Origin of the sequence: Desulfatibacillum alkenivorans DSM 16219, assembly GCF_900142135.1 — a bacterium.
Lineage (GTDB): Bacteria > Desulfobacterota > Desulfobacteria > Desulfobacterales > Desulfatibacillaceae > Desulfatibacillum > Desulfatibacillum alkenivorans.
Map to the genome: position 1 here is coordinate 30,317 of NZ_FQZU01000041.1, position 20,984 is coordinate 51,300.

The following is a 20,984-nucleotide window of genomic DNA, read 5'->3' on the forward strand; positions in this document are numbered from 1 at the left end:
GGGGTTGCAAGCCAAGTCAGTTTGCGGCGGCAAAGGAGCGAAGGCAGGCCATGACGCTTTTTTCCTTAATGATTTCCGCAACGGAGGGCGGAACCAGGTGCTCCCAGGGCTGGCCTGCGATGATGGCCTGGCGGATTTGAGTGGAGGTGATGCCTTTTTGTTCCGGGGGGCGTTTCCAAAGAACGTGGACGTTCAGGCCGTTTTCCCGGAGCATGGCCAGTTTGCGTTCTCCCCAGGCGTCGTAGATGGTCAAAAAGAATTTGGCGTCCAGGGGCGCGTAATTCCCCCACAATTCCGGAAAATTGATGGGGAAGGGGACTACGGAGAAGTTGTCGTGGGGCAGGCCGGCTTCCCGCAGGGCCGCGTCCACCATGCGGAAACGGTCCCAATAGGACAGAGGGTTGGATTCCCGCTGGCTGCGGGCGGGGTCCGCGCCGTCCTCCCGGGTCATGGCGGGGTCGGGGTTGGTAATGCCTATGACAAGGCGGTCGCATTGCTCCGCGCCGGCCAAAATGTATTTCATGTGGTCGTTGTGCAGAATCTGAAATCTTCCGTGGACAAGTCCGTACATCAATGTCTCCGTGTTAAATTTGAGCCTCAAAAAATCAAATGGTGAAGGGCTCTCTTGCGCCCGGCCAGAAAGGCTGGTCGTCCGGGGTGTCCATAATCCCGTGCAGTTTGGACAGGTCCAGGTGATTCAGGATGGTCAGTAAAAACTCCTGCCCCCGCAACTGCCCCAGGGCGCCCTGGGCGCAGGCGATTTCGCTGTACGCCTGAACCTGATCCACCCGCACTCCCTGTCCGAGCAGGGCCAAAGGCACCGTTTCTCCGGAGTGGATCAGAGGACCCGCGGACGGGGTGGAATGATCGGAGGTGACGGCGATCAGGACGTCCGGATCGTCCAGACGATGGGCGAGGGCCTTTTCCAGGCCTTTGTCCAGGGATTCGATGGCCCGCACCTTCAAGCCTGCGTCTTTTTTATGCGCCGCCTCGTCCGGCGCTTTGGTGTGCACGTGAATCAAACCGTATTGGCCGGACCTTTCCAGGGCCGCATCCAGCCTGCGGGCAAGATCTTCGCCCGGATTGTCCGTGTCTCCGTCCTTGATGACGTCCATGCCGATAAAACGGGCCAGGCCGTGGTAGACGGCGCCGGAGGATATGCTCAGGCCTCGTATGCCCCAACGCCTATGAAAGGGCTCCACGTCTGAATAAGCCCCCGCCCGTTGAGTGACCACGGCGTTGGCCGGGGATTCCCCCCGCGCCTTGCGCTTGATGTTTACCGGGTGCTCATCCAGGCGCTGGTGGGCGAACCGCAGATACTCGTACAAAGCCTCGGCCGTATTGATGGCCTTGGGGTCGCTGGCGTGGGTGGACCAGGGGCGCACGGCGCACAAGGGACCGCCGGGCGTCATGGTGTCGCTGTCCGTGATGAACCGGGAAACCGGCCCGCCGGCGGACAGGATGCCGTCCACGCCTTTGGTGTGATGAAATCGAAACCAGATGTCCCCGGTTTGCCAGAACGCCACGGCCTCGATAAGCTCCCTGGCTTCCTGAACGCTGGCCCCAGGCCTTTTTTCCTCCAGAATCAACGCGCCGTCCCGGACGCTCACGTGGGAGAGGTGGGTCAACAGGGCGATCTCCCCGGGATGCATGTCCAGGCCCCAGCCCAGGCCTTCCAGAAAGCCCCGGCCGGGAAATTCCTCGGGCCGGTATCCGAACATGGCGAAATGGGCGTTTTCACTGGGCAAGGCCTGGCCGGCAAGCCCGGCGTGGTAGGCGCCGCATGATCCCCGGGAGGCCATCAGATCCAAAAAAGGAGTGCGGGCCGCTTCCAGGGGCGTTTCGTTTCCCAAGTCAGGATAGGACCGGTCTCCCAGTCCGTCCAGCAATATGAGGATGCATGTCTTAGCCATGCCTGAAGCATATCACGGGGCGGCAATCGGCGCCAAGCCATACATTCTCCCATTCTATAAGTGCGCCGAGAATGATTGGAATAATCGATTTGATCTATTGGGAAAATACTATTATAGTTTTCACCATGATACTTGACCTCCACGTACATAGCACGGCGTCTCCGTGCAGCAGCCTGACCATGGATCAGATCACGGCCTTTGCCGGTCTGCGCGGCCTGGACGGAGTGTGCATTACAGACCATTATGAGGCCAGCGGCCCCGTATCCTCCCGGGACGGGTATATGCTGGACGGCCTGGTTGTGATCGTGGGGACGGAATACGCCACGCCGCAAGGGGATCTGCTTTTGTTCGGGCCGGATTTGGACTTTCCCGATGGCCTGCCCGCCGAAGAGATTCTGGTCAGGATGGACGCCATGGGCGGGGCCGCAATTTTAGCTCATCCGTTCCGGAAAAACAGGCCCGGAGATGAGCGCCTTGTCGCCGATGGAATGGTCGCCGCCGTGGAAGAGATGAACGGCCGGAACACGCATGAAGAAAACGGCATGATCGCCGAGTGGAAGGCCAAATACCCCATGAACACCGTTGGGGGCAGCGACGCCCATTCCCTGGAGGAGTTGGGCCGTTCCGCCACGCACTTTCCCCGCTTCGTGAATGGATGGCAAGACCTGGTTGCGGCTCTTAAGGCCGGTGAGGCCGCCCCCATCATCAATCAGATTTTCCCTCTGACCGATTTCCTTTCAAACAATCAGTTGAACTGCGCCTGATCCCTGGACTACAATTCATTCCGGCAGTTTTGAATTATAACCAAGCCGGAAGACGTCATGACCTTATCCTTCGAGCCCATCAACCTGGACAGCCAAAAAGCCTATCTGGAGTTCCTGGCAAAATGCCCGGAGCCCAGTTCGGAATACAGCTTCATCAACCTGTTCGCCTGGCAGGAGGCCCACGGCCTGGAATGGGCCTGGACCGGCCCATTGGTCTGGATTCGCCAGACCCGCCCGGAAACCGTGTATTGGGCGCCCATGGGCGATTGGGAGTCCGTGGATTGGCCCAAAGCCCTGAAAGAACTGGACGAGTCCGCCGCATTTTCCCGCATTCCAGAAAAACTGGCGGAAATCTGGAGAAACGCCCAAGGCCTTTCCATGGAATTGGAAGAGGACCGGGGCCAATGGGATTATCTTTATTCGGTTCCTGACCTGGTTGCGCTTAGCGGCAAAAAGTATCATTCCAAGAAAAATCACCTGAACCGCTTCAAAAAATCCTACCCGGCAAGGTACGTCCCCATGGACGCCTCCAACGCCCAGGAAGCCCTGAGCCTGCAGGAATCCTGGTGCCAGTGGCGGGACTGCGAGTCCGTGGAAACCCTGGCCGCTGAGAATGACGGAATCTTCAAGGTTCTGGACCATTGGGACTCTCTTAGCAACATCATGGGCGGGCTCATCTACGTGGAGGACCAACTGGCGGCCTACACCATCGGCGAGGCTTTTAAGCCCGGCATGCTGCTGATCCATTTTGAAAAAGGATCCCCCGACTTCCACGGCGCCTATCAGGCAATTAACCAGCAATTCCTGGAGCACGAAGGCACGGATTTCGCCCTGGTCAACCGGGAGCAGGACACAGGCGACGAAGGCCTGCGCAAAGCCAAGATGTCCTATCATCCCGTGGATTTCATCAAAAAATTTAGAGCGAGTTTAAATAGTTAATGTTCTTTATGCTCATTTGCTTTTCGAGCTTTTTGCCCCTTTTTCGCCGCTACTCCATAATGACACTGGGTCCCCGTTTCCGGGACTGCGTCATGATGATTGCATAAAAACCGCAATCATCCCGCCGCCTCCCTCCACGGGGATGACGGAGAGCGGCGTTTTTCGCAACCAAATGGGGTGAATGCGTCCTCGCAACCTCAATAGGGCCTCAAGCGCCCTTTGAATATTCGTTAACTGCAGTATCCCGTCATCCCGGCAAGGGCGATCCGCTTTTCAGGATCGTCCGCAAGCCGGGACCCAGCGTCATTGTAAAGAGCGCCATGAGGTATAATTATCTTGGACGCCGCTTGGCATTATGTGCTGCAATCCCGGAAAGACTATTTGTCTCCAACACATTTCGACCAACGCTTGACATAATATACCCGTGGGTATATTCTTGAAAAAAATCGAGCGAGCGTTCGATTAATTGGCGGCGAAATCTCTTTTCCCGCGCCGCCGCCTTTCATTAACCCGCACACATGGAGCCAAAGCCATGGACGACCAGCTTTATCACCAACTCAGGGAACATGTGGACCAATACTCCGTGGGATTCAACGCCTCCGAATCCCAGGTGGAAATTGAGTTTTTAAAAGTGCTGTTCACGGAAGAAGAAGCCCGCATGTACCTGCATCTTCGCCGGCATCTGCAGCCTGCGCACATCATAGCGGAAAAGGCCGGGATGGAGTTGGCGGAAGCGGAACGCATTCTTACCGGCATGCTGAAGAAAGGCTTGACCTTTCCCAAGATAAAGGAAGACGCCAGGTACTACTCCGTGGCTCCGTTCATGCACGGGTTGCTGGAGCACGCCTGCCTGTTGATGGCGGACAATCCGGAATTCAAAGAGGTCGCCAAAAAGCTGCAAAAGTATCTTGCCAGGGAGTACAAACCCAAAGGCCGTCTTGTGAGAACCATCCCCGTGGAGGGACAGGTTAGTCCCGATCTGCCCGTGGCGCCATATTATGACGTGGTCAAGATCATCCAGGGCAAGGACAAAATCGCCGTCACCCCCTGCGCCTGCGAGGCCAAAACCCGGATCATCGACAAGCCTTGCGACCAGACCAAGGAAATGTGCATCAGCTTTGGCTTTTACGCCGAGCTTTACGCCGAAACCCTGAAAATCGGCCGGTACATTTCCCAGGAGGAAGCTATAGCGATCATCAAGCAAGCGGAGGAGGAAGGACTGGTTCACCAATTGGCCGGGGACAAGCGGAGCGTGGAAGGCATTTGCAACTGCTGCCGGGAGTGTTGCGGGATTTTGAAGAGCTTCAAGTTTTTCCCCAAACCCGCCCTGATGGCGACCTCGGACTACGTGGTGCAATTAAACAAGGAGGAGTGCATCAGTTGCGGGACCTGCGTGGAACGGTGCCCCATGGATGCGTTCACCGAGGGCGGGGACGTGATCAGCGTGGATCCCGGCCGCTGCATAGGGTGCGGGCTTTGCACCACCACCTGCCCCACCGAGGCCCTGAGCCTGGAGATTCAGCCGGAGGAGAAGCGGGCGGCGCCCTTCCAGCCGGAAAAATACGATTTTATCCGGTCCACCCTGGATTTTGAAGCCGACCTGGCCAAATACGCAGAGGATTAGCAGACAAAAAAAAACCAGGCTGCGGCCGTCGCAGCCTGGCTTTGCTGTTTATGGAATTGCTAAATCTTGTCGTAGTGGGAGAACTTCATGCTGAAGGTTCCCCGGCCCTGGGTGGCGGACCGCAGGTCGGTGGAGTATCCGAACATCTTGGACAAGGGCGCCACGGCCTTGATGATTCCCACGCCGGTGGCGGATTCCAGGGCTTCGATTTTGCCGCCCCGGGAGTTCAAGTCTCCGATGACGTCGCCGGTATTGGCTTCCGGCGCAACGATTTCCAGGTCCAGGATGGGCTCCAGCAATGCGGAGTCCGCAGCCAGCAGGGCGTCGTTGACGGCCATGGAGGCGGCCACGCGGAACGCCAGGTCGGTTCCCGCGCCTTCCCGGAAAACGCCGCCCGCCAGGGTGGCGGCCACGTCCAATACGGGATATCCCATGACCACGCCGCTGCCAAAGGCTTCCATCACCCCTTGTTCTATATGGGGAATGAGATGTTCGGGGATGGCGTCAAACCCGGGCGCCACGGTGAATGTATTGCCCGTCCCCCTGGAACGGGGCTCCAGGCGGATGTCCACCTGGGCGAAATGGTTGTGCCCGGCGACTTCGCGGTCGAACAAGCCGGTTCCCACGGCTTCCTTGCCCACGGTTTCCCGGTATACGACCTGGGGCTTGCCCACATTGACCTGGGTGTTGAATTCCCGCTGCATACGGCTGACCAGGATTTCCAGGTGCAACTCTCCCATGCCGGAGATGATGGTCTGGCCGGTTTCCTCGTCCTCCCGCACCTTGAATGTGGGATCTTCGGCCATGAGCTTGTCCAGAACCGTGGGCAGTTTTTCCTGATCGCTGTGGGTCTTGGGCTCCACGGCGATGGAAATGACCGGCTCGTAGGTTTCGATGCGCTCCAGCATGACCGGCTTGTCCATGGTGCACAAGGTGTCTCCGGTGGAGGAGTCTTTCATGCCTACGATGCCCACGATGTTGCCCGCGCCAGCCTGCTCGATGCGCTCCCGCTTGTTGGCGTGGATGGCCAAGATGCGGGCGGGCTTCTCCTTGCGGCCCAAGGTGGGATTGAATACGTCCTGGCCGGCGATGAGCTTGCCGCTGTATATGCGGGCGAAGCACAGCTTGCGGCCTTCGGGCATGGAGACTTTGAAAATGAGCGCGGCCAGGGGATCCTTCTCCGAGTTGCCGCAGATGATTTCCTCCTTGGATTCGGGATGCACGCCCCGGGCCGGAGGGACTTCCTTGGGGCTCGGCAAAAAGGCCGTGATGGCGTCCAGCAGGGGCTGAACTCCCACGTTGCGCAGGGCGGATCCGCACAGGACCGGCACGGCGCCGGATTCGATGGTCGCCTTGCGGATGCCCTGGATCAGCCTTTCCTTGGAGACTTCCCCTTCCTCCAGGTAAAGCTCCATCAGCTCGTCGTCGAATTCCGCGACGTCTTCCACAAGCTGCTCCCGGTAGGTTTCGGCCTCTTCGGCCCGGTCGCCTTCCAGAGGCGATCTCTGAAAGGATGCGCCCAGGCTGGTTTCGTCCCAGGTGATCTGCTCCATGTTCAGCAGGTCGATAACGCCTTCAAAGGCGTCTTCCGCTCCGATGGGAATCTGAAGCAGCAGGGGCCTGGCGCCCAGAATGTCTTTCAATTCCTTGACCGTGCCGAAAAAATCCGCGCCAATGCGGTCCATTTTGTTCACAAAGGCCATTTTGGGAACATGGTACTTGTCGGCCTGCCGCCACACGGTTTCCGACTGGGGCTGCACCCCGCCCACGGCGCAGAAAACGCCGATGGCGCCGTCAAGCACCCGCAGGGAGCGCTCCACCTCGATGGTGAAGTCCACGTGGCCGGGAGTGTCTATAATGTGGATTTCATGATCCTGCCAATGGCAGGTGGTGACCGCCGAGGTAATGGTGATGCCCCGTTCCTGTTCGTCGGTCATCCAGTCCATGACAGCCTCGCCGTCGTGGACCTCGCCGATCTTGTGAGAGCGTCCGGTATAGTACAGGATGCGCTCCGTCACCGTGGTTTTTCCAGCGTCAATATGGGCGATGATGCCGATATTGCGCATTTTGCTTACAGGTATTTTTTTACTCATCGTATTATCGTCATGTCTGCGCCATATGGATAAGTCAGTTCCACATGGCCGCCAAGGGTTTCAGCTTCTTTACCTTCGATCAGGATTTTAACGGAGGAGATATCCTGGACGTTCAGGCACAAGGTGTTTACCAGGGCGAATACAGTCATGTACTCCGCCTCGGCGCCTCCGGGAAGCCCTTGCGAGATCTCCCGGGAAAAATCAACATAGCACAGTCCGTTCCGAACATAAACGGCCAAAAGCCGCGTGTCCTCGGGAATGCATCTCAATCCCTCGCCCCGGGGGCCGTCCAGCAGGGCTTGTATCAAGGCTTTGGCGTACAAGGCCGGCGCCTGATCCGCTTCCATGCGGCGATCCTCGGCCGCCAGGTGATATCCCTTGGGGCTGATAAAATACAAATGGGCGACGCCGGTCCTCTCCTGCAATACCCCTTGCTCCGCGCCGGACTCCGGGCTTGTCTGGTCCGCGTACAGGCTTCCGGCCGGGAACAACCAACCCAAAACCAGCGAGATCCCAAAGAGGGACAATATTTGTCGGCTGCGCCTTCGCATGAGGATTTTACCCAATTGATTCAATTTGTTTCAGGCGGAATCCGTCCGATCGATTTCTCCGCCCGATTGCTTGTGATTTCTATGTTACCCGCCGCCTAAAGTCAAGGGAACAGGCGCACGGCTTCATGGAGAAGCCTAAACCCGTCCAACGCCGGCTTCTTAGCCGCCCGTAAAAGATAAGACATTAATTTTACATAACAAGGCGGCCCGGAAATTAATTTGTGATCCTAAAATTGAATAGAGCAAACTGCCATTCCAGGCTCCCGCTTAATGAAAGCGCCTTTTAGCATAAGGCGTAATAGTAATAGTTCCGGACAGGTTTTGGTTGTTGGAATAGTCGATTTTTGAGCGGTCCTCATAGTCCGTCCAAGAATAGCTCAGCATCAGCCGTGCCTTTTCCAAACGCCCGTAATGTATCCAATCCGCCGTATACTCGGCAATGTATCGAGGATTTTCCTTTGACCTGGAAACGCGTCCCATCCACGTTCTGTCAGACTTTTTGTTTTTTCGATCCTGGTATGGGCTCCAGCCCAATGCTTTCATCTCCTTTTCATAGAAATCCCTCAGGTCCCTTGCGGGAAAGTTTTGTCTGACTTTAAAGTCCAACCCTTTCGCCTGTCGATCAAGCCTGGAAAATCTATTGGTAACTTTGGCTTTGGGATAAACGGGGATTTGATAGTTTTCAGGGGTGATGTCGAAACTTTTTCCCGAAGAAAGGGAAACCGCTTTCCACCATGATAATGCAATAACAATGACGATTAAACAGAAAATTCCCAACGGGATGAATGTTCTTGGATAGTTTATTTTATTCCAAAACGCCAATATCCGTTTCCCTCATAAAAAGATTGAAATATGGCTAATGCCCCTCATTAAGGAAAAAGCATGCGCGCAGGTTCATCTGACGCCCCTGGGTTGATTGTACACGTTATGGCTATGTTTTCCAAGGACGAGGCGGCTTTGTTTTCCATAATTATACCATACTGGTTGTGTTTTTCAGATTATTCTGATTAATTCAAAATTGTACACTTTTCAACACATCCAGGGAGGGCGGCATTGCCTGCCGAGTGGAGGCGAGTTTATGGAATTCCGGTTGGCAAGGAAGCGAGACATCTGGATCGCCCTTGGCTTGGTCATAATCGTTTCTCTGTATGCCATGCAGGGCAGGATTTATTTGTGGAGCAAGATTAAGTTTGATTATGGTCAGGACAAGTCAAGCGCTTACTACGCTGTTTTGGAAGACAGGGGTCGGATAGAATGTGCAAACTCTTCCCGTCAGGGCATTGAAATTGCTACAGAGGAGTTCTCCTTTCTTTGCCCCTTTCCTGTTAAAGAAAAATCGGAAAGCGAAATGTCCTCTTCGTACTTGTTGGAAAACAGAGTCCTGGTGACCGTGTATGACAGCCAGATCAATTTTCAGAATAGCAAGGGGTTGCGGGACCTGAAGAACATGATGTACGGCGGCGAGCCTGTGAGCCTTTACGAATTCAACAGGCGTGTGCTCCAGGTTACGCCGGATCAAATTTCCTTTTTTGACTCCATGGACGAGATCAGGCGGGAGTTCCTTCAACTGATGCTAAAGCCCTCCCGTGCAGGCGAGCGCCAGAATACTGCCTTCACAGAAAATTTAAACATTATCCAGTTGGGATTTCCAACGCCAAATCCCCCGGATATTGGAGCGGCCTTTGGTCCTGTCAGGTCTCTGGTGTTTGGGAAAGATGACAAATCATACGAGATCGTTTTCTTGGGCTTGGACCAGGAGGCCATTGACTGTATTTTGGCGAGTTTTGAAATTATTGAGCAGCCGGCGCCGGAAAAATTATGATATGATGCATTATTACCCTCAGTCAACCCGGAGACCATTCTCATGACGGATTGGAACAAGGTGCTGGACAGCCTGCTGGAAGACTCACCCGACGAACCCCTGATTACCTCCCGGGCGCACGACACTCTCGGACTGCCCAAATTGAAAAAGTGGGAGAAGGGCATGGTCTATGCCGAATGGACCTATGACGAACGCATGGGCAACAGCCGGGGCGAAGTCTACGGAGGCTTTTACGCCGCCCTGGGCGACACCTTGTCGGCCCTCGCGGCCATGACCGTGCTGAAGCCCGACGAAATCGTCAAAACCACGGATCTTCGGGTGTCGTATTTTCGCCCCATGAAAGAAGGCGTGGTCCATGCAACCGCAGTGGTCATCAACCGCAGCAGAACCACGGTGCACGTGGAAGTGGACTTCAAGAACCTGGATGACAAACTCCTGGCCAAGGCCTATGCAACCCATCAGGCGGTCAAGCCGGAGTAGCGTGGCGTATGGATTTTATAGGAACGAAGGGGTTTAGACCGGAACAAAATTGTTCACGAGAAGATGATCAATATGGATTCGCCGCCCCAGTCTGGGCTTTTTCAACGCCTTGACAATATTTCGGCCCCGTGCCATACCTTTTTCGTACGGTTGTCCCAAAGCTGCAAGGCGACCCCGATTTGCGCTCCGTGCCTTACCATTCCCTTGTTTTCAAAAGATGCAGGATGTCAGTGTGGGGGAAAAACCATTAAAAAAACTCCAGGTGTGGAAGTATCAACGGCGCAGGCTCAGGCTTTTGATCTTTCTGCTTAGGTTTCCCAGGCTGGTGTATGTGCTAACGCGGCTGTTGCGCTTTGTCATGCCCGGCAGGGAAACCCGGTCCAACAGCGCCCGGCGCCACAGTTTTTCCATGATCGGCGGGGGGCTGGTCAGGCCGGCGGACCTCAAGGCCATGCGCTATGTGTACCTGGATTACCTGGAGTACATGGACGACCTGTTGTACGCGGAAAAGGGGACCTGGCCGGTGGTGTGGTCCGAGTTCAACCTGTCCAACGAAATCCTGCGGGTGCTGGACGTGGTCATGTACGTACCCGAATCCATGGCCATCATGGGGCATAACATGGGCACGCACACCACGGTGAAGATCATCGAAGCGGCGGAGCGGGAAGGGCTTCCCACGGAGTTCTGCTCCGCGGGAAAGGCGGCCATAGGCGCTTACCTGACCCATCAGGCGCCCAAGCCGGACTTGCTCATTTCAAGCTCCCACCCATGCGATTCCGTGGTTTCCAGCTATCAGACCCTGGAATACCTGACCAAAGCGCCGCTGTTTTCCGTGGACACCCCTTATTGGGACGACGACGGCAGCGTGGATTATTACGCGGACAACCTCTTGGAATTGATTGGTTTTCTGGAGGACAACACCGGCCTGAAGGTGAACTGGGAAGATTTGGCCCAGGTGTGCGACAACATCAATAAAACCAACGCCCTGTTGCAGGAATATACGGAAATGGCCCGGGCCGTGCCGTCTCCGTGCAACCTGACCTGCCTGCTTTTGGGGTGGCAGCACAGCATTGCGGCCCATGGCACGGAAAACGGACTCAAGTTCGCCCAAATGATCTGTGAGAACGCCAAGGCCCGGCTTGCCAAGGGCAAGGGGTTCATCAAGAAGCAGAAAATCCGGGTGATCTGGTGGGACATCCCCATCGGCTTTCATTTTTTGGAGCCCTGGCTGAACCGGCGTTTCGGCGCCGTGACCGTGGCGGACTTCATGGGCAGGGTCAACACCAGCATGATTGACCTGTCCTCCCGGGAAACCATGATCCGGGACCTGGCCCGGACGCATCTGAACATTGCCATGGCGCGCCAGTTGCGCGGCCCGGCCGAGTTTTTCACCGAAGAATTAAAGCGCATTTTGGAGGAATACTCGGGCGATTGCATGATTTTCACCCGGCACCAGGGCTGTAAAGGGGGTTGGGCCATGGGGAAATTAATACGGGATGTTTGCCAAAAGGCCGATCTTCCTGTATTATTTCTATCTACGGACTCTTTCGACCCCCGTTTCGCCTCGGAGCAGGAGATTAAACGGGAGATTACCGGGTTCTTTCAAAATAACGGACTGGCCTGACCGCTGACTAGGACTCATCGCACAGCGGCCATATATATATCCCGGATTTTTTAAAGCCCGGGAAAAGTCGGCCTTGTTAAGACGCCGAAGCTCGGAGGGGGCTTTCGGCCCATCGCTATTATTTTAATACAAGCAGTTTTATTGTGGGGAAAGGGTTGCAAAACCCAGGCGCCGAGCCATACCCTTGTATTCACTGGACGATGAAATCGACTAATCCCGTGAATAGGCGGTGAAATGGATGTTTTCAACGAAAAGACTGTCGTAGTCACCGGAGCGGCGGCCGGAATCGGCAAGGCCCTGTGTCTGGCCTTGGGCAGGCGTGGCGCCTTTGTGATCGCGGCGGGCCATCACCTGGACCGGGTGGAAAGGACGGCCCGGGAAGTCAGGGATCAGGGCGGGGCCGCAACCGCCGCCCAAGTGGACGTGACTCGGGAAGAGGACGTTAAAAAGATCATTGACAGGACCGTGCAGGAGTACGGACGGCTGGATTATTATTTCAACAACGCGGGCATCAGCATTGCCGGTGAAATGCGCGACCTGTCCCTGGACGACTGGCGCAGGGTGCTGGACGTAAACTTCATGGGCGTCCTGTACGGCTCCCATTACGCCTACATGGTCATGGCTTCTCAGGGCCGCGGGCATATAGTGAATGTTTCGTCTTTGGGAGGATTGTTGCCTTTTCCGGTCAAAGGGCCGTATTCCGCATCCAAGCACGCGGTGGTTGGGCTCACGTCCACGCTGCGGGCCGAAGCCGCCCGTCTGGGGGTTAAGATCAGCCTGGTTTGCCCCGGCCTCATTGCAACGGAAATCTGGGAAAAAACCCCCATACACAAGGCTGACAACAAGGCTGTGAAGAATATTTTCACCCTTCCCATGCTGCCGGTGAACAAGGCGGCGGAGTTCACTCTCAAGGGCGTAGCCAGGAACAAGGGAATCATTGTCTTTCCCTTTCATGCCAAACTGGCTTGGAGGGCGTATCGCTTATCCCCGGCGCTGTTGACTCCCATGGGATGGTACATGATGCGGAGCTTCAGGAAGATTCGCAAAGACCAGGCATGACATGAAACAAAGGCAGGTTGAAATGGGCCGGCTGGGCAACGCGGCCGTTAAAGGAAGCGGACCAACCATGCAACCCGAAAACCAGAATATTCCAAAGCGGTTTCCCGTAGTCCTGGAGGATAAAATCCTCTACTGGATGCGCAATTCCCATTGCGCCAATTTCGGTTTGATCGCCCGATTGAACGGAAGGCTTGATTTCGTTCGCCTTAAGCACGCCATGCGCATGTGCCTGGACGCGGAGCCGGTCCTGGGCTGCCGATTCGTCGAAGCCGCCTTTGGGCAATATTGGGAGCGCCTGCCCGATCTGGACGCGGAGGAAATCTGCACTCTGGTGGAAAATCCTCTCGATGAAGACGATCCCGGAGGCTTTTGGGACTCCCTGCCGGACCTGGACGTGCACCAGGGGCCCCAGGCCCGCGTCTGGGTGCTGCGGGGCCGGAACGACCTGGTATGCCTTAGGGTGAATCACGTTGCCAGCGACGGCGGGGGAGTCAAGGACCTGGCCTATCTGCTGGCTAAAACCTACAATCGCCTGGAACGCGATCCTTATTACATCCCTCCTTCCAACATCTACGGCGCCCGGGGCCTTGCTCAGGTTTTTCGCCACATGGGCTGGCGGGATCGTTTGGGCGTATTGCGCAGAACCATGGCGGACGCCCATGTCTTTCTCCGGGGGCGGAGCAAACGCAGGGCGCCCCTGGACTTTCAGCCGCCGGAAGGGCGAACCCTGTTGACCCGGGTGATCGCCGGAGACGATTTCAGACGGTTAAAGGCCTATGGAAAGGCCCGGGGGGCGACCATCAACGACACCGCGGCCACGGCCGCCATCCGCGCCTTTTACTCCCTGCTGAACTCCGATCCCAAAGCCTACGCCAGAATGGTGGCCACGGCGGACCTGAGGCGCTACATCCCCGGCGGCCAGGCCGAGTCCGTGTGCAACCTTTCCGGCTTTTCCTACATCAATGTGGGGCGCGGACTGCCGGGGGATTATAATTCCCTGCTCCGAATCGTCCATGACGCCTTTCAAAAGCTCAAACAGGAATACATTGGCATGGGCAATATTCCCTTGTCCGCCGCCGTATTTAAAACCATGCCCTTTTCCGTGGGACTGCGCTTTCACGACGGAATAGGCGACATTCTTAAGAAAAAGTCCGCTTCCACCGGCGACTTGGGCCTCATGTTCACCAACGCCGGGTTGATCGACCCGGAAAAATTCCGGTTTAACGGCGCGCCGGCCGCCTGGGCGGGCGTCACAGCCACCCGATCCACTCCGCCCGTGGTGACTGTTTGCATCTCCGGCCTGGGCGACAGCCTTTTGGTTACGCTCGGGTTCTGCCAAAACGTGCTCAGCAGAGAACTGGCGGGAAGATTTCTGGACCGCCTGGGGGCTGAGTTAATCCGCACGGAGCCCGAAACCTGCGCCCCGGACCTCATCCAATCCCTAAGCCCTTGACAGTCAACAGGGCTTGCAATACAAATATCCTCATTAATCGTCTTTTATTCCCAAAAGAAATGGGGGGTGACATGGTTAGCAGGTTTTCTCAACTGGCGCCGTCGAAGTGGTCCTACTCGCAATGGCGGAAATTCTTTATGATTGCCGCTATTTGGAATATTTTTTTCGCCGCTCCGGCCTCCTTCTGGCCGGAATTCAACATGAAAATCTTCTATGACGTGCTCTACGGAGAGGATTACGCAATCATCCTGAACCGGTGCTTTTGGATCTTCATCCTGGCTTTGGGCGCGGGCTTCGGCGTCGTCTCCAAAGCTCCTGAAAAAAACCATGGCGTTCTGGTTATCGGCGTCATCGTAAAAATTGCTCTGGCCATAACCTGGTTCGGGCTTGTGCTCGACCGCATGGCCACCTTTGTGGCCTTTTTCTGCGCCCTTGGCGAGGCCTTGTTCGTCATTTATTTTCTTTACTATCTGGTCTCCGGCCCCACGCATGAGGAAACCGAAGCCGCCGTTTGATTTTTCAAAAATCCTCCAGGCCAATCCTTGCTTGGAGGGTTTTTTTCCCGCTCTCCATCCGGCCTGCAATTCAAAAAGTTCCATATCATAACGCCCCGAATACGTTTCCTGAAAAGCCTCTAATTTTTGGGGGTATTTCGCTTTTATATTTTTCGAGCGTTCGTTTGAAAAGCATCCATTGTTCTCTGTGCTTAAAACTAAATAAAAATAATATTATAAGTATTTTACATAGTAATATGATGGTGAGGCAAAAAATATGAAGAACAAAACAATTGACAGGACTAGGCGACTGGTCTACTGTAAGCCCCAATAGACGATTGGTCTATCGCAAGAAAAGCCTTGCCCTATCCCCCTTTTCAAAACCAAAATAAGGAGATGAGTCATGTCCCAACTGCTGGAAATGCTCGGTTGTCAATACCCCATCCTCCAAGGGCCCATCGGCGAGTTGTACGACCCCGGTATGGTCGCGGCCGTATCCGAGGCGGGCGCCTTCGGCGTCTTGGCCCTGGGGTTCGTGTCGGATCTGGAGCAGGTAAAGGCCTTGGTGGGCAAGATCCGGGAGCTGACGGACAAGCCTTTTGGCGCCAACCTCATGATTTCCATGAATCCCAACAACGACCAGATTCTGGAAATCCTCTACGAGGCCGGGGTGCGTGTGGTGACGACCTCCGGGGGCTCGCCCAAAAAGATTTATCCCAAAATCAAGGAAATGGGCATGCAAGGACTGCACGTGACCTTGTCGGCGCCCATGGCGGCCAAGTCCGTGGAAGCCGGCGCCGACGGCGTGGTGGTTTCGGGCACGGAGTCGGGCGGACTGCGCACCTTGGGGCCGGAATCCACCAATTTCATCCTGATTCCTCTGACCTGCGACATGGTGAAAGCGCCGGTTGTCGCCGCCGGGGGCGTCGCGGACAAAAGGGGATACCGGGCGGCCATGGCATTGGGCGCCCAAGGCGTTCAGATAGGCACGGCCTTTTTGGCGGCCGAGGAAAGCCCGGCCTGCCAGGCCTGGAAGGAAGCCATCATGCAATGCGGCGATGCAGGCACGGTGCGGGTTCCCTTAGGCCCCATGGCCATGCGCGCCATTATGAACCCCAAGATGAAGGAAATGGTTTCGCAAGGGGAGGATTTCTCCAAGGAGTACAATCTGATGAACGCCGGCCAAGCCTGGAGAAGCGGTGATTTCGATCTATTTCCCGCTGGCGCGGGACAGGTCAGCGCTCTGATCTCTAAAATCCGCCCGGTCAAAGACATTATTCAGGAAATGGTTTCGTAAAAACACGGTCATGACATCCAAACGCAAACAAGACGCCAAGACCCGCCTGCTCAGGGCGGGGGCGAAAATTGTGATTCAAAAGGGCTTTAACGACACCGGGCTCCAGGAAATCCTGGACGCAGCCCGGGTGCCCAAGGGCTCTTTTTATTTTTATTTCAAGAGCAAGGAAGATTACGGGCTTCATCTTATCGATTTTTATGCGGATTTTTTCGACCGCCACGCCCGCGGGCATTTCCAGGGCGAGGAAGGTCCATACATCCCGAAAATCGAAGCCTTTCTGGACTGGCAAGGGGACTACATGGAAGCCGTCGGCTATCAAGGCGGTTGCCCCTTTGGCAATTTAGGGCAGGAAATGGGGGACCGGAACGAGAATTTCCGCACGCGGCTCCTGGAGATTTTCGACCAGCAGCGCCGGCTCCTGGCCGGGGTTTTGGAGAAAGCCCGGGGCGCCGGAGAAATCCGGCCGGACATCGACTGCGTGCAGATGGCCGAGCACATCATCTGCGCCTGGCAGGGGACCCTCATCCAAATGAAGCTCAGCCAGAGTTCTTACTCAAGAAAAGTGTTCAAGCAAAATATATTCGGCGGATTGCTGGCTCCGCCGCCGGATTTTTCAACCGGCGCCGACGAACGGCGTCAACATGTTTAAGGAGGCATTATGTCAGAAGACGTTTATCGCAAGTTGCAGCAACAGTTGGATCAATATTCCATGGGATATCCTGCCACGGAATCCGGCATTGAAATCAAGATCCTCAAATATTTGTTCAGCGAAGAAGACGCCAATGTTTTCCTGAATATGACGCCCAAGCTGGAAGCCCCGGAAGCCGTGGCCCAGCGCATGGGCGAGCCGGAAGCTGACATGGCGGCCAAGCTGGAGGACATGGCCGAGCGCGGCCTTTTGTTCCGCCTGAAAAAGGGCGGCGTTTCCAAATACGGGACGATTCCTTTCGTCCACGGCCTGTTTGAGTTTCAGGTCAAGACTCTGGACAAGGAACTCTCGGAGATGGGCGGAATCTACTTTGATGAAGCCTTTGACGACGCCATGCAATTCGGGGTGGAGCATTTTCTCCGCACCATACCGGTTCAGCAATCCCTGGACGTTGCCCACAACGTGGCCAGCTACGAAGACGCCGTGGAAATCCTGAAAAACGTCCCTCAGATCGTGGTCACCGACTGCATTTGCCGTAAGCGGGCGTCCATTATGGAAGAGGATTGCGGCAAAGCCCTGGAAGCCTGCTTTATGTTCGGCTCCATGGGGCAATATTATATCGACCGCGGCATGGGCCGGGTGGTCAGCCTGGAAGAAGCCGTCCAGATTCTGGAAAAGTGCCGGGAGGACGGATTGGTCACCCAGCCCGCCACCGCCCAGAATCCCGGCGGCATGTGCAATTGCTGCGGCGATTGCTGCGGAGTGCTTCGAGCCATCAACAAGCATCCCAAGCCCGTGGAAATCGTTTTCTCCAACCATTACGCCGTGGTGTCCGACGAAGACTGCACCGGCTGCGAAACCTGCCTGGAGCGCTGTCAGATGGGCGCCATCGACATGAAGGACGACGTCGCTCAAATCAACCTGGACCGCTGCATCGGCTGCGGCCTGTGCGTCACCGCCTGTCCGACGGAAGCCATTACCCTGGCTGCCAAATCCGAGGACGCAATGCGCCTCCCGCCCGCCTCCATGATGGAGCAGATGATGGGCATGGCTCAAAAACGCGGACTCATGTAATAATTCTTATAATGACATAGACGGAAAGCCCGGCCGGGAAACGGTCTTGTGCAGGCCGGGCCTTGTCCGTTTTAGGAGGGTGTAATGGCTTTGGAAACCTTGAAAAAGTTGGGGGAGGAGTTGTACGCCAAGCTCCATCTGCCTACCTATCCCGTAGCTGTCACGTATATAAAAAGCGAAGATGAAATCCCGGAACAGGCCTTGCGGCCGTCCGCCATGGGCCAAAAGATGGCCCTGTGCCAGGCCTTTACCAACGCCCGCTCCTGGGGCGCCCATACGGCCATGACCGAAAAGGACAATTTATGCGTACCCTCATCGGCCATGCATAAGTGGATCAACGTTACGGACGAGGAGTTTGTGGAAAGCCAGGTGCGCCAGGGCTGGCACATCGACCGGCAGGCGGAGATGAATCGTCTGGCCGTGTTCAATCATTTGTTCAACGGAGAGGAAGGGCGAAAACGGCTGGAAACCATGAAAAGCCGCATCGGCTTTGTTTGCTCCCCCTTGCAGAACGCCTTGTTGGAGCCGGATACGATCCTTGTTTTCGGCAACGGCGTCCACACGACCCACCTGATTCAGGCCTTGTGCTACGACTATACCTCGCCGGTATTTTCCGCCTTTGAAGGGTTCGGCGAGTCATGCGCCAAAGGCGGCCTGCTTCCGTTCGTCACCGGCCGGCCTCAATTGGTGCTGCCGGGCATGGGAGACCGGGCCTTTGCCGGGATCGCCCCCGACGAATTGGCCATGGGCATTCCCGCCTCCATGTTCCCAAAAATGATGGAGCACATGTTCAAGTCCGGCGGCTTCATGAATATCGGCATGCCGTTTAAGACCATGATGCCAAGCGGCATGAGCGAGTCCATCACCCCGGGTTTCGCCTATCTTAGGGAAAGAGCCGAAAAGAATAAATAGGATGGCGACCCATCACTGACGACAAGGGAGGCGTTGATGACTGACAATGCCCAAAAGACCGCCCATTGCGCCTTATGCGAGGTGGAGCCGCCCAAACGCTCCTGCCTGACCAAAAAGGGGAAAGGCCCGACGGATTGCCCCACCCTGACGCGGCAAAGTGTGGTGAAGGCGGCCAATCAGGCCTACGAGAATCCGGAAATCCTGGAATTCGCCCGTCAGGCGTCCATCCAGGAGGCCGAGTGCTACGCCAATCGCGATCAAAAGCCCTATGTGCTGCAGCCAAGCAAAACAAGAATTGTGGAGGTGGCTGAGTTTGCCAAAAAGATGGAGTACAAACGCCTGGGTCTGGCCTTTTGTCTGGGGCTTATGAACGAAGCCAAAACAGTCTCGGAGATATTTGAAGCCTGGGGCTTTGAGATGGTTTCCGTGATATGCAAGGCGGGCAGAACCTCCAAAAAGGCGGTGTTGGGGCTTGAGGATGACGAGTTGATTCGGCGGGGGTCGGACGAGTCCGCCTGCAATCCCGTGTTTCAGGCGGAATTGCTCAATCACGAAAACACGGAGTTTAACATTCTTCTGGGCCTGTGCGTGGGCCATGACTCCCTGTTTTTTCAACACGCCAAGGCCCCGACCACCGTACTGGCCGTCAAGGACCGGGTGACCGGGCACAATCCCCTGGCAGCCGTTTACGGCGCATCCATGTATTATCAACGCATCAAGGTTCCGGGAATATAAGACTATTGCCGCGGCAAAAAAAAGGGGGGGCGGGCTATCCTGCCTCAATAGGAGAAGACCTATGAAAAAAAGCGCCTATGAAAATCTTTGGGAAAGGCTGAACCAAGCATTCACTACCGCGCCTGCGGATGCGGAGGGAAATCCCCATCCTGCATTTATGAAATATCTTGAGTTGTTATACTCCCCGGAAGAGGCGGAAATCATGCAGCATATGCCGCGGCCGGTTCAATTTTCATCCTCGCAGGATATTGGAGAGGCCGCCGGAAAAAGTTCGGAGCATATTGAGGAGGTTTTGGGGCGCGTAAACAAAAAGAACGGCGTGTTGGCCATGGGGAATTTTTTCGCCCTGCCGCCGGCGCCGGTTCTGTTGAACGCCCATGTGTTTTATCCGGAGATGAAGGAAGATGACCTGAAAGCCGCCGAGCTTTATCGGGACTTTTTCATCGAAGGCGGATTTTATAAGTATTATGAAGGCTCGGCCAAAGGCACGCCCGTTTTCAGGACCATTCCGGTGGACAAGGCGATTGAGGAGGGGCAAAAAGTGCTGGAGGCGGAAGAGGCCCATGAATTCATCCTGAACCACGCGCCCGAGGAGATGGCGTTGGTTCCCTGCCCATGCCGCACGAGAACGGAAAAAATGGGAATCAGGGAATGCAAGGACCATTTTCCCGTGGCCGCCTGCATCATGATGGGGCCTTCGGCCTTGCATTTTGAGTCCATCGGCCTGGGCAAACGCATAACCAGGGAGCAGGCCATCACCTATTTCGACGAGATGAATGAATTGGGGCTGGTCGGCGCCACGGACAACACCATCACCGACAGTTCGGTCATCTGCCTGTGTTGCGAGTGCTGCTGCTCTCAGATTCGGGGCAGAACCCGGTGGGACAACCCGGACGCCATGTCGCCCTCTAATTTTTATCCTGTGGCGGGCGAAGATTGCGTGGGATGCGGAACCTGCACGGAACGGTGCTTTTTCAAGGCCCTGACCGTGGATGAGGAAACCGAAAAAGCGGTGGTCAACCCTGACGAGTGCATCGGGTGCGGCGTCTGCGTCCTGGGCTGCCCCACGGGTGCGCTTAAGCTGCAGCGCATGGAGCGCTCTACGCCCTTTGCAACAGGACGGGACATGGTTCGCATTATCGCCAAGGAAAATCGGGAGTAGTTTACCCCCAGATCCGCGATTGATGGGGAGAAAAAAAATGAAAAACCCCGTTGTGCTTGAGAAAACAAGCAGATAGGATGGAGTTGACCACAACAACCTATCACCAACGGGGTGAAGCCATGATGACACAGACAGTCCTCCCTTTCAAGCTGGAAGTCACCAACGAGACAATCACCGCCCATGCCGGGTTGGTTGTGTTCGGCGAATTTGTTCACGGCCTTGGATTGAACGCTCTGGTCAACCGCAATTTGCCCAAACCCGGTTCAGGGGCGGGATATGCGCCGTCCGCCTTTATTGAACCGCTTATTTTGATGCTTCATGGAGGCGGCCGGAGCTTGG

The 20,984-nt window shown here is 55.9% G+C and carries 20 protein-coding genes and 1 pseudogene; 16 read left to right on the forward strand and 5 right to left on the reverse strand.

All coding sequences use genetic code 11. The annotated features are described in order from the left end of the window. Positions 1 to 16 precede the first annotated feature (16 nt). Both BUE18_RS22770 and apgM read right to left on the reverse strand, forming a co-directional pair. Entirely contained in the window at positions 17 to 571 is a 555-nt protein-coding gene (locus BUE18_RS22770; RefSeq protein ID WP_073478463.1) for a nucleotidyl transferase family protein, read from the reverse strand. 34 nt (positions 572 to 605) lie between these two features. Then, the gene (gene apgM, locus BUE18_RS22775) at positions 606 to 1,913 is read right to left on the reverse strand and encodes a BPG-independent phosphoglycerate mutase family protein (protein ID WP_073478464.1); all 1,308 of its coding nucleotides are present in this window, start codon (positions 1,911 to 1,913) and stop codon (positions 606 to 608) included. A 71-nt stretch (positions 1,914 to 1,984) separates the two neighbouring features. On the opposite strand from apgM, the gene BUE18_RS22780 reads away from it, so the two are divergent. The 3 genes from BUE18_RS22780 to BUE18_RS22790 all read left to right on the forward strand — a co-directional run bounded on the left by BUE18_RS22780 (position 1,985) and on the right by BUE18_RS22790 (position 5,240). Then, entirely contained in the window at positions 1,985 to 2,677 is a 693-nt protein-coding gene (locus BUE18_RS22780; RefSeq protein WP_244549365.1) for a PHP domain-containing protein, read from the forward strand. A gap of 57 nt (positions 2,678 to 2,734) precedes the next feature. Next, positions 2,735 to 3,616, forward strand: coding sequence for a DUF2156 domain-containing protein (locus BUE18_RS22785; protein ID WP_073478466.1), 882 nt, complete (start codon positions 2,735 to 2,737; stop codon positions 3,614 to 3,616). 532 nt (positions 3,617 to 4,148) lie between these two features. Beyond that, entirely contained in the window at positions 4,149 to 5,240 is a 1,092-nt protein-coding gene (locus BUE18_RS22790; protein WP_073478467.1) for a 4Fe-4S binding protein, read from the forward strand. Positions 5,241 to 5,299: 59 nt separating this feature from the next. On the opposite strand, the gene fusA is transcribed toward BUE18_RS22790, so the two are convergent. The 3 genes from fusA to BUE18_RS22805 all read right to left on the reverse strand — a co-directional run bounded on the left by fusA (position 5,300) and on the right by BUE18_RS22805 (position 8,706). Next, a complete protein-coding gene (gene fusA, locus BUE18_RS22795) occupies positions 5,300 to 7,333 on the reverse strand; it encodes an elongation factor G (RefSeq protein ID WP_073478468.1) in 2,034 nt (677 codons plus the stop codon). Next, the gene (locus tag BUE18_RS22800; RefSeq protein WP_170868438.1) at positions 7,330 to 7,833 is read right to left on the reverse strand and encodes a GerMN domain-containing protein; all 504 of its coding nucleotides are present in this window, start codon (positions 7,831 to 7,833) and stop codon (positions 7,330 to 7,332) included. The genes fusA and BUE18_RS22800 overlap by 4 nt, the downstream gene beginning before the upstream one ends. A gap of 318 nt (positions 7,834 to 8,151) precedes the next feature. Beyond that, positions 8,152 to 8,706 carry a hypothetical protein gene (locus tag BUE18_RS22805; protein WP_073478470.1) on the reverse strand — a complete coding sequence of 185 codons (555 nt, stop codon included), beginning with the start codon at positions 8,704 to 8,706 and terminating at the stop codon, positions 8,152 to 8,154. A gap of 256 nt (positions 8,707 to 8,962) precedes the next feature. On the opposite strand from BUE18_RS22805, the gene BUE18_RS22810 reads away from it, so the two are divergent. The 13 genes and pseudogenes from BUE18_RS22810 to BUE18_RS22870 all read left to right on the forward strand — a co-directional run. Then, positions 8,963 to 9,706, forward strand: coding sequence for a hypothetical protein (locus tag BUE18_RS22810; RefSeq protein ID WP_073478471.1), 744 nt, complete (start codon positions 8,963 to 8,965; stop codon positions 9,704 to 9,706). A gap of 42 nt (positions 9,707 to 9,748) precedes the next feature. Beyond that, the gene (locus BUE18_RS22815; RefSeq protein WP_073478472.1) at positions 9,749 to 10,186 is read left to right on the forward strand and encodes a PaaI family thioesterase; all 438 of its coding nucleotides are present in this window, start codon (positions 9,749 to 9,751) and stop codon (positions 10,184 to 10,186) included. A gap of 232 nt (positions 10,187 to 10,418) precedes the next feature. Next, positions 10,419 to 11,810 carry a 2-hydroxyacyl-CoA dehydratase subunit D gene (locus tag BUE18_RS22820; RefSeq protein ID WP_073478473.1) on the forward strand — a complete coding sequence of 464 codons (1,392 nt, stop codon included), beginning with the start codon at positions 10,419 to 10,421 and terminating at the stop codon, positions 11,808 to 11,810. A 234-nt stretch (positions 11,811 to 12,044) separates the two neighbouring features. Continuing rightward, positions 12,045 to 12,869, forward strand: coding sequence for an SDR family NAD(P)-dependent oxidoreductase (locus BUE18_RS22825; protein ID WP_073478474.1), 825 nt, complete (start codon positions 12,045 to 12,047; stop codon positions 12,867 to 12,869). Between the two features lie 67 nt (positions 12,870 to 12,936). Next, complete coding sequence (locus BUE18_RS22830) at positions 12,937 to 14,322, forward strand: hypothetical protein (protein ID WP_170868439.1); 1,386 nt, start codon at positions 12,937 to 12,939, stop codon at positions 14,320 to 14,322. Positions 14,323 to 14,459: 137 nt separating this feature from the next. Further along, entirely contained in the window at positions 14,460 to 14,837 is a 378-nt protein-coding gene (locus BUE18_RS22835) for a hypothetical protein (RefSeq protein ID WP_073478476.1), read from the forward strand. Between the two features lie 382 nt (positions 14,838 to 15,219). Next, positions 15,220 to 16,113: an NAD(P)H-dependent flavin oxidoreductase gene (locus tag BUE18_RS22840; protein WP_073478477.1), complete on the forward strand. Its 894-nt coding sequence runs from the start codon at positions 15,220 to 15,222 to the stop codon at positions 16,111 to 16,113. A gap of 10 nt (positions 16,114 to 16,123) precedes the next feature. Further along, positions 16,124 to 16,762: a TetR/AcrR family transcriptional regulator gene (locus BUE18_RS22845; protein WP_073478478.1), complete on the forward strand. Its 639-nt coding sequence runs from the start codon at positions 16,124 to 16,126 to the stop codon at positions 16,760 to 16,762. 9 nt (positions 16,763 to 16,771) lie between these two features. Then, positions 16,772 to 17,836, forward strand: a complete 1,065-nt coding sequence (locus BUE18_RS22850) for a 4Fe-4S dicluster-binding protein (protein ID WP_073478479.1) — start codon at positions 16,772 to 16,774, stop codon at positions 17,834 to 17,836. A gap of 84 nt (positions 17,837 to 17,920) precedes the next feature. Beyond that, positions 17,921 to 18,748 carry a DUF169 domain-containing protein gene (locus tag BUE18_RS22855; protein WP_073478480.1) on the forward strand — a complete coding sequence of 276 codons (828 nt, stop codon included), beginning with the start codon at positions 17,921 to 17,923 and terminating at the stop codon, positions 18,746 to 18,748. Between the two features lie 36 nt (positions 18,749 to 18,784). After that, a complete protein-coding gene (locus BUE18_RS22860; RefSeq protein ID WP_073478481.1) occupies positions 18,785 to 19,483 on the forward strand; it encodes a DUF1847 domain-containing protein in 699 nt (232 codons plus the stop codon). A gap of 61 nt (positions 19,484 to 19,544) precedes the next feature. Further along, a complete protein-coding gene (locus BUE18_RS22865; RefSeq protein ID WP_073478482.1) occupies positions 19,545 to 20,645 on the forward strand; it encodes a 4Fe-4S binding protein in 1,101 nt (366 codons plus the stop codon). A 119-nt stretch (positions 20,646 to 20,764) separates the two neighbouring features. Continuing rightward, positions 20,765 to 20,984 (forward strand): annotated as a pseudogene (locus BUE18_RS22870) (IS1380 family transposase); the annotation flags it as partial.

Excerpts from the sequence above, each read along its gene's own strand:
- BUE18_RS22865 (WP_073478482.1), top strand. The coding sequence starts at position 19,545 with ATGAAAAAAAGCGCCTATGAAAATCTTTGGGAAAGGCTGAACCAAGCA.
- BUE18_RS22825 (WP_073478474.1), top strand. The coding sequence starts at position 12,045 with ATGGATGTTTTCAACGAAAAGACTGTCGTAGTCACCGGAGCGGCGGCC.
- BUE18_RS22835 (WP_073478476.1), top strand. The coding sequence starts at position 14,460 with ATGATTGCCGCTATTTGGAATATTTTTTTCGCCGCTCCGGCCTCCTTC.
- apgM (WP_073478464.1), bottom strand. The coding sequence starts at position 1,913 with ATGGCTAAGACATGCATCCTCATATTGCTGGACGGACTGGGAGACCGG.
- BUE18_RS22785 (WP_073478466.1), top strand. The coding sequence starts at position 2,735 with ATGACCTTATCCTTCGAGCCCATCAACCTGGACAGCCAAAAAGCCTAT.
- BUE18_RS22790 (WP_073478467.1), top strand. The coding sequence starts at position 4,149 with ATGGACGACCAGCTTTATCACCAACTCAGGGAACATGTGGACCAATAC.
- BUE18_RS22770 (WP_073478463.1), bottom strand. The coding sequence starts at position 571 with ATGTACGGACTTGTCCACGGAAGATTTCAGATTCTGCACAACGACCAC.
- BUE18_RS22815 (WP_073478472.1), top strand. The coding sequence starts at position 9,749 with ATGACGGATTGGAACAAGGTGCTGGACAGCCTGCTGGAAGACTCACCC.
- BUE18_RS22855 (WP_073478480.1), top strand. The coding sequence starts at position 17,921 with ATGGCTTTGGAAACCTTGAAAAAGTTGGGGGAGGAGTTGTACGCCAAG.
- BUE18_RS22840 (WP_073478477.1), top strand. The coding sequence starts at position 15,220 with ATGTCCCAACTGCTGGAAATGCTCGGTTGTCAATACCCCATCCTCCAA.
- BUE18_RS22780 (WP_244549365.1), top strand. The coding sequence starts at position 1,985 with ATGATTGGAATAATCGATTTGATCTATTGGGAAAATACTATTATAGTT.
- BUE18_RS22860 (WP_073478481.1), top strand. The coding sequence starts at position 18,785 with ATGACTGACAATGCCCAAAAGACCGCCCATTGCGCCTTATGCGAGGTG.
- BUE18_RS22810 (WP_073478471.1), top strand. The coding sequence starts at position 8,963 with ATGGAATTCCGGTTGGCAAGGAAGCGAGACATCTGGATCGCCCTTGGC.
- BUE18_RS22845 (WP_073478478.1), top strand. The coding sequence starts at position 16,124 with ATGACATCCAAACGCAAACAAGACGCCAAGACCCGCCTGCTCAGGGCG.
- BUE18_RS22850 (WP_073478479.1), top strand. The coding sequence starts at position 16,772 with ATGTCAGAAGACGTTTATCGCAAGTTGCAGCAACAGTTGGATCAATAT.
- fusA (WP_073478468.1), bottom strand. The coding sequence starts at position 7,333 with ATGAGTAAAAAAATACCTGTAAGCAAAATGCGCAATATCGGCATCATC.
- BUE18_RS22830 (WP_170868439.1), top strand. The coding sequence starts at position 12,937 with ATGCAACCCGAAAACCAGAATATTCCAAAGCGGTTTCCCGTAGTCCTG.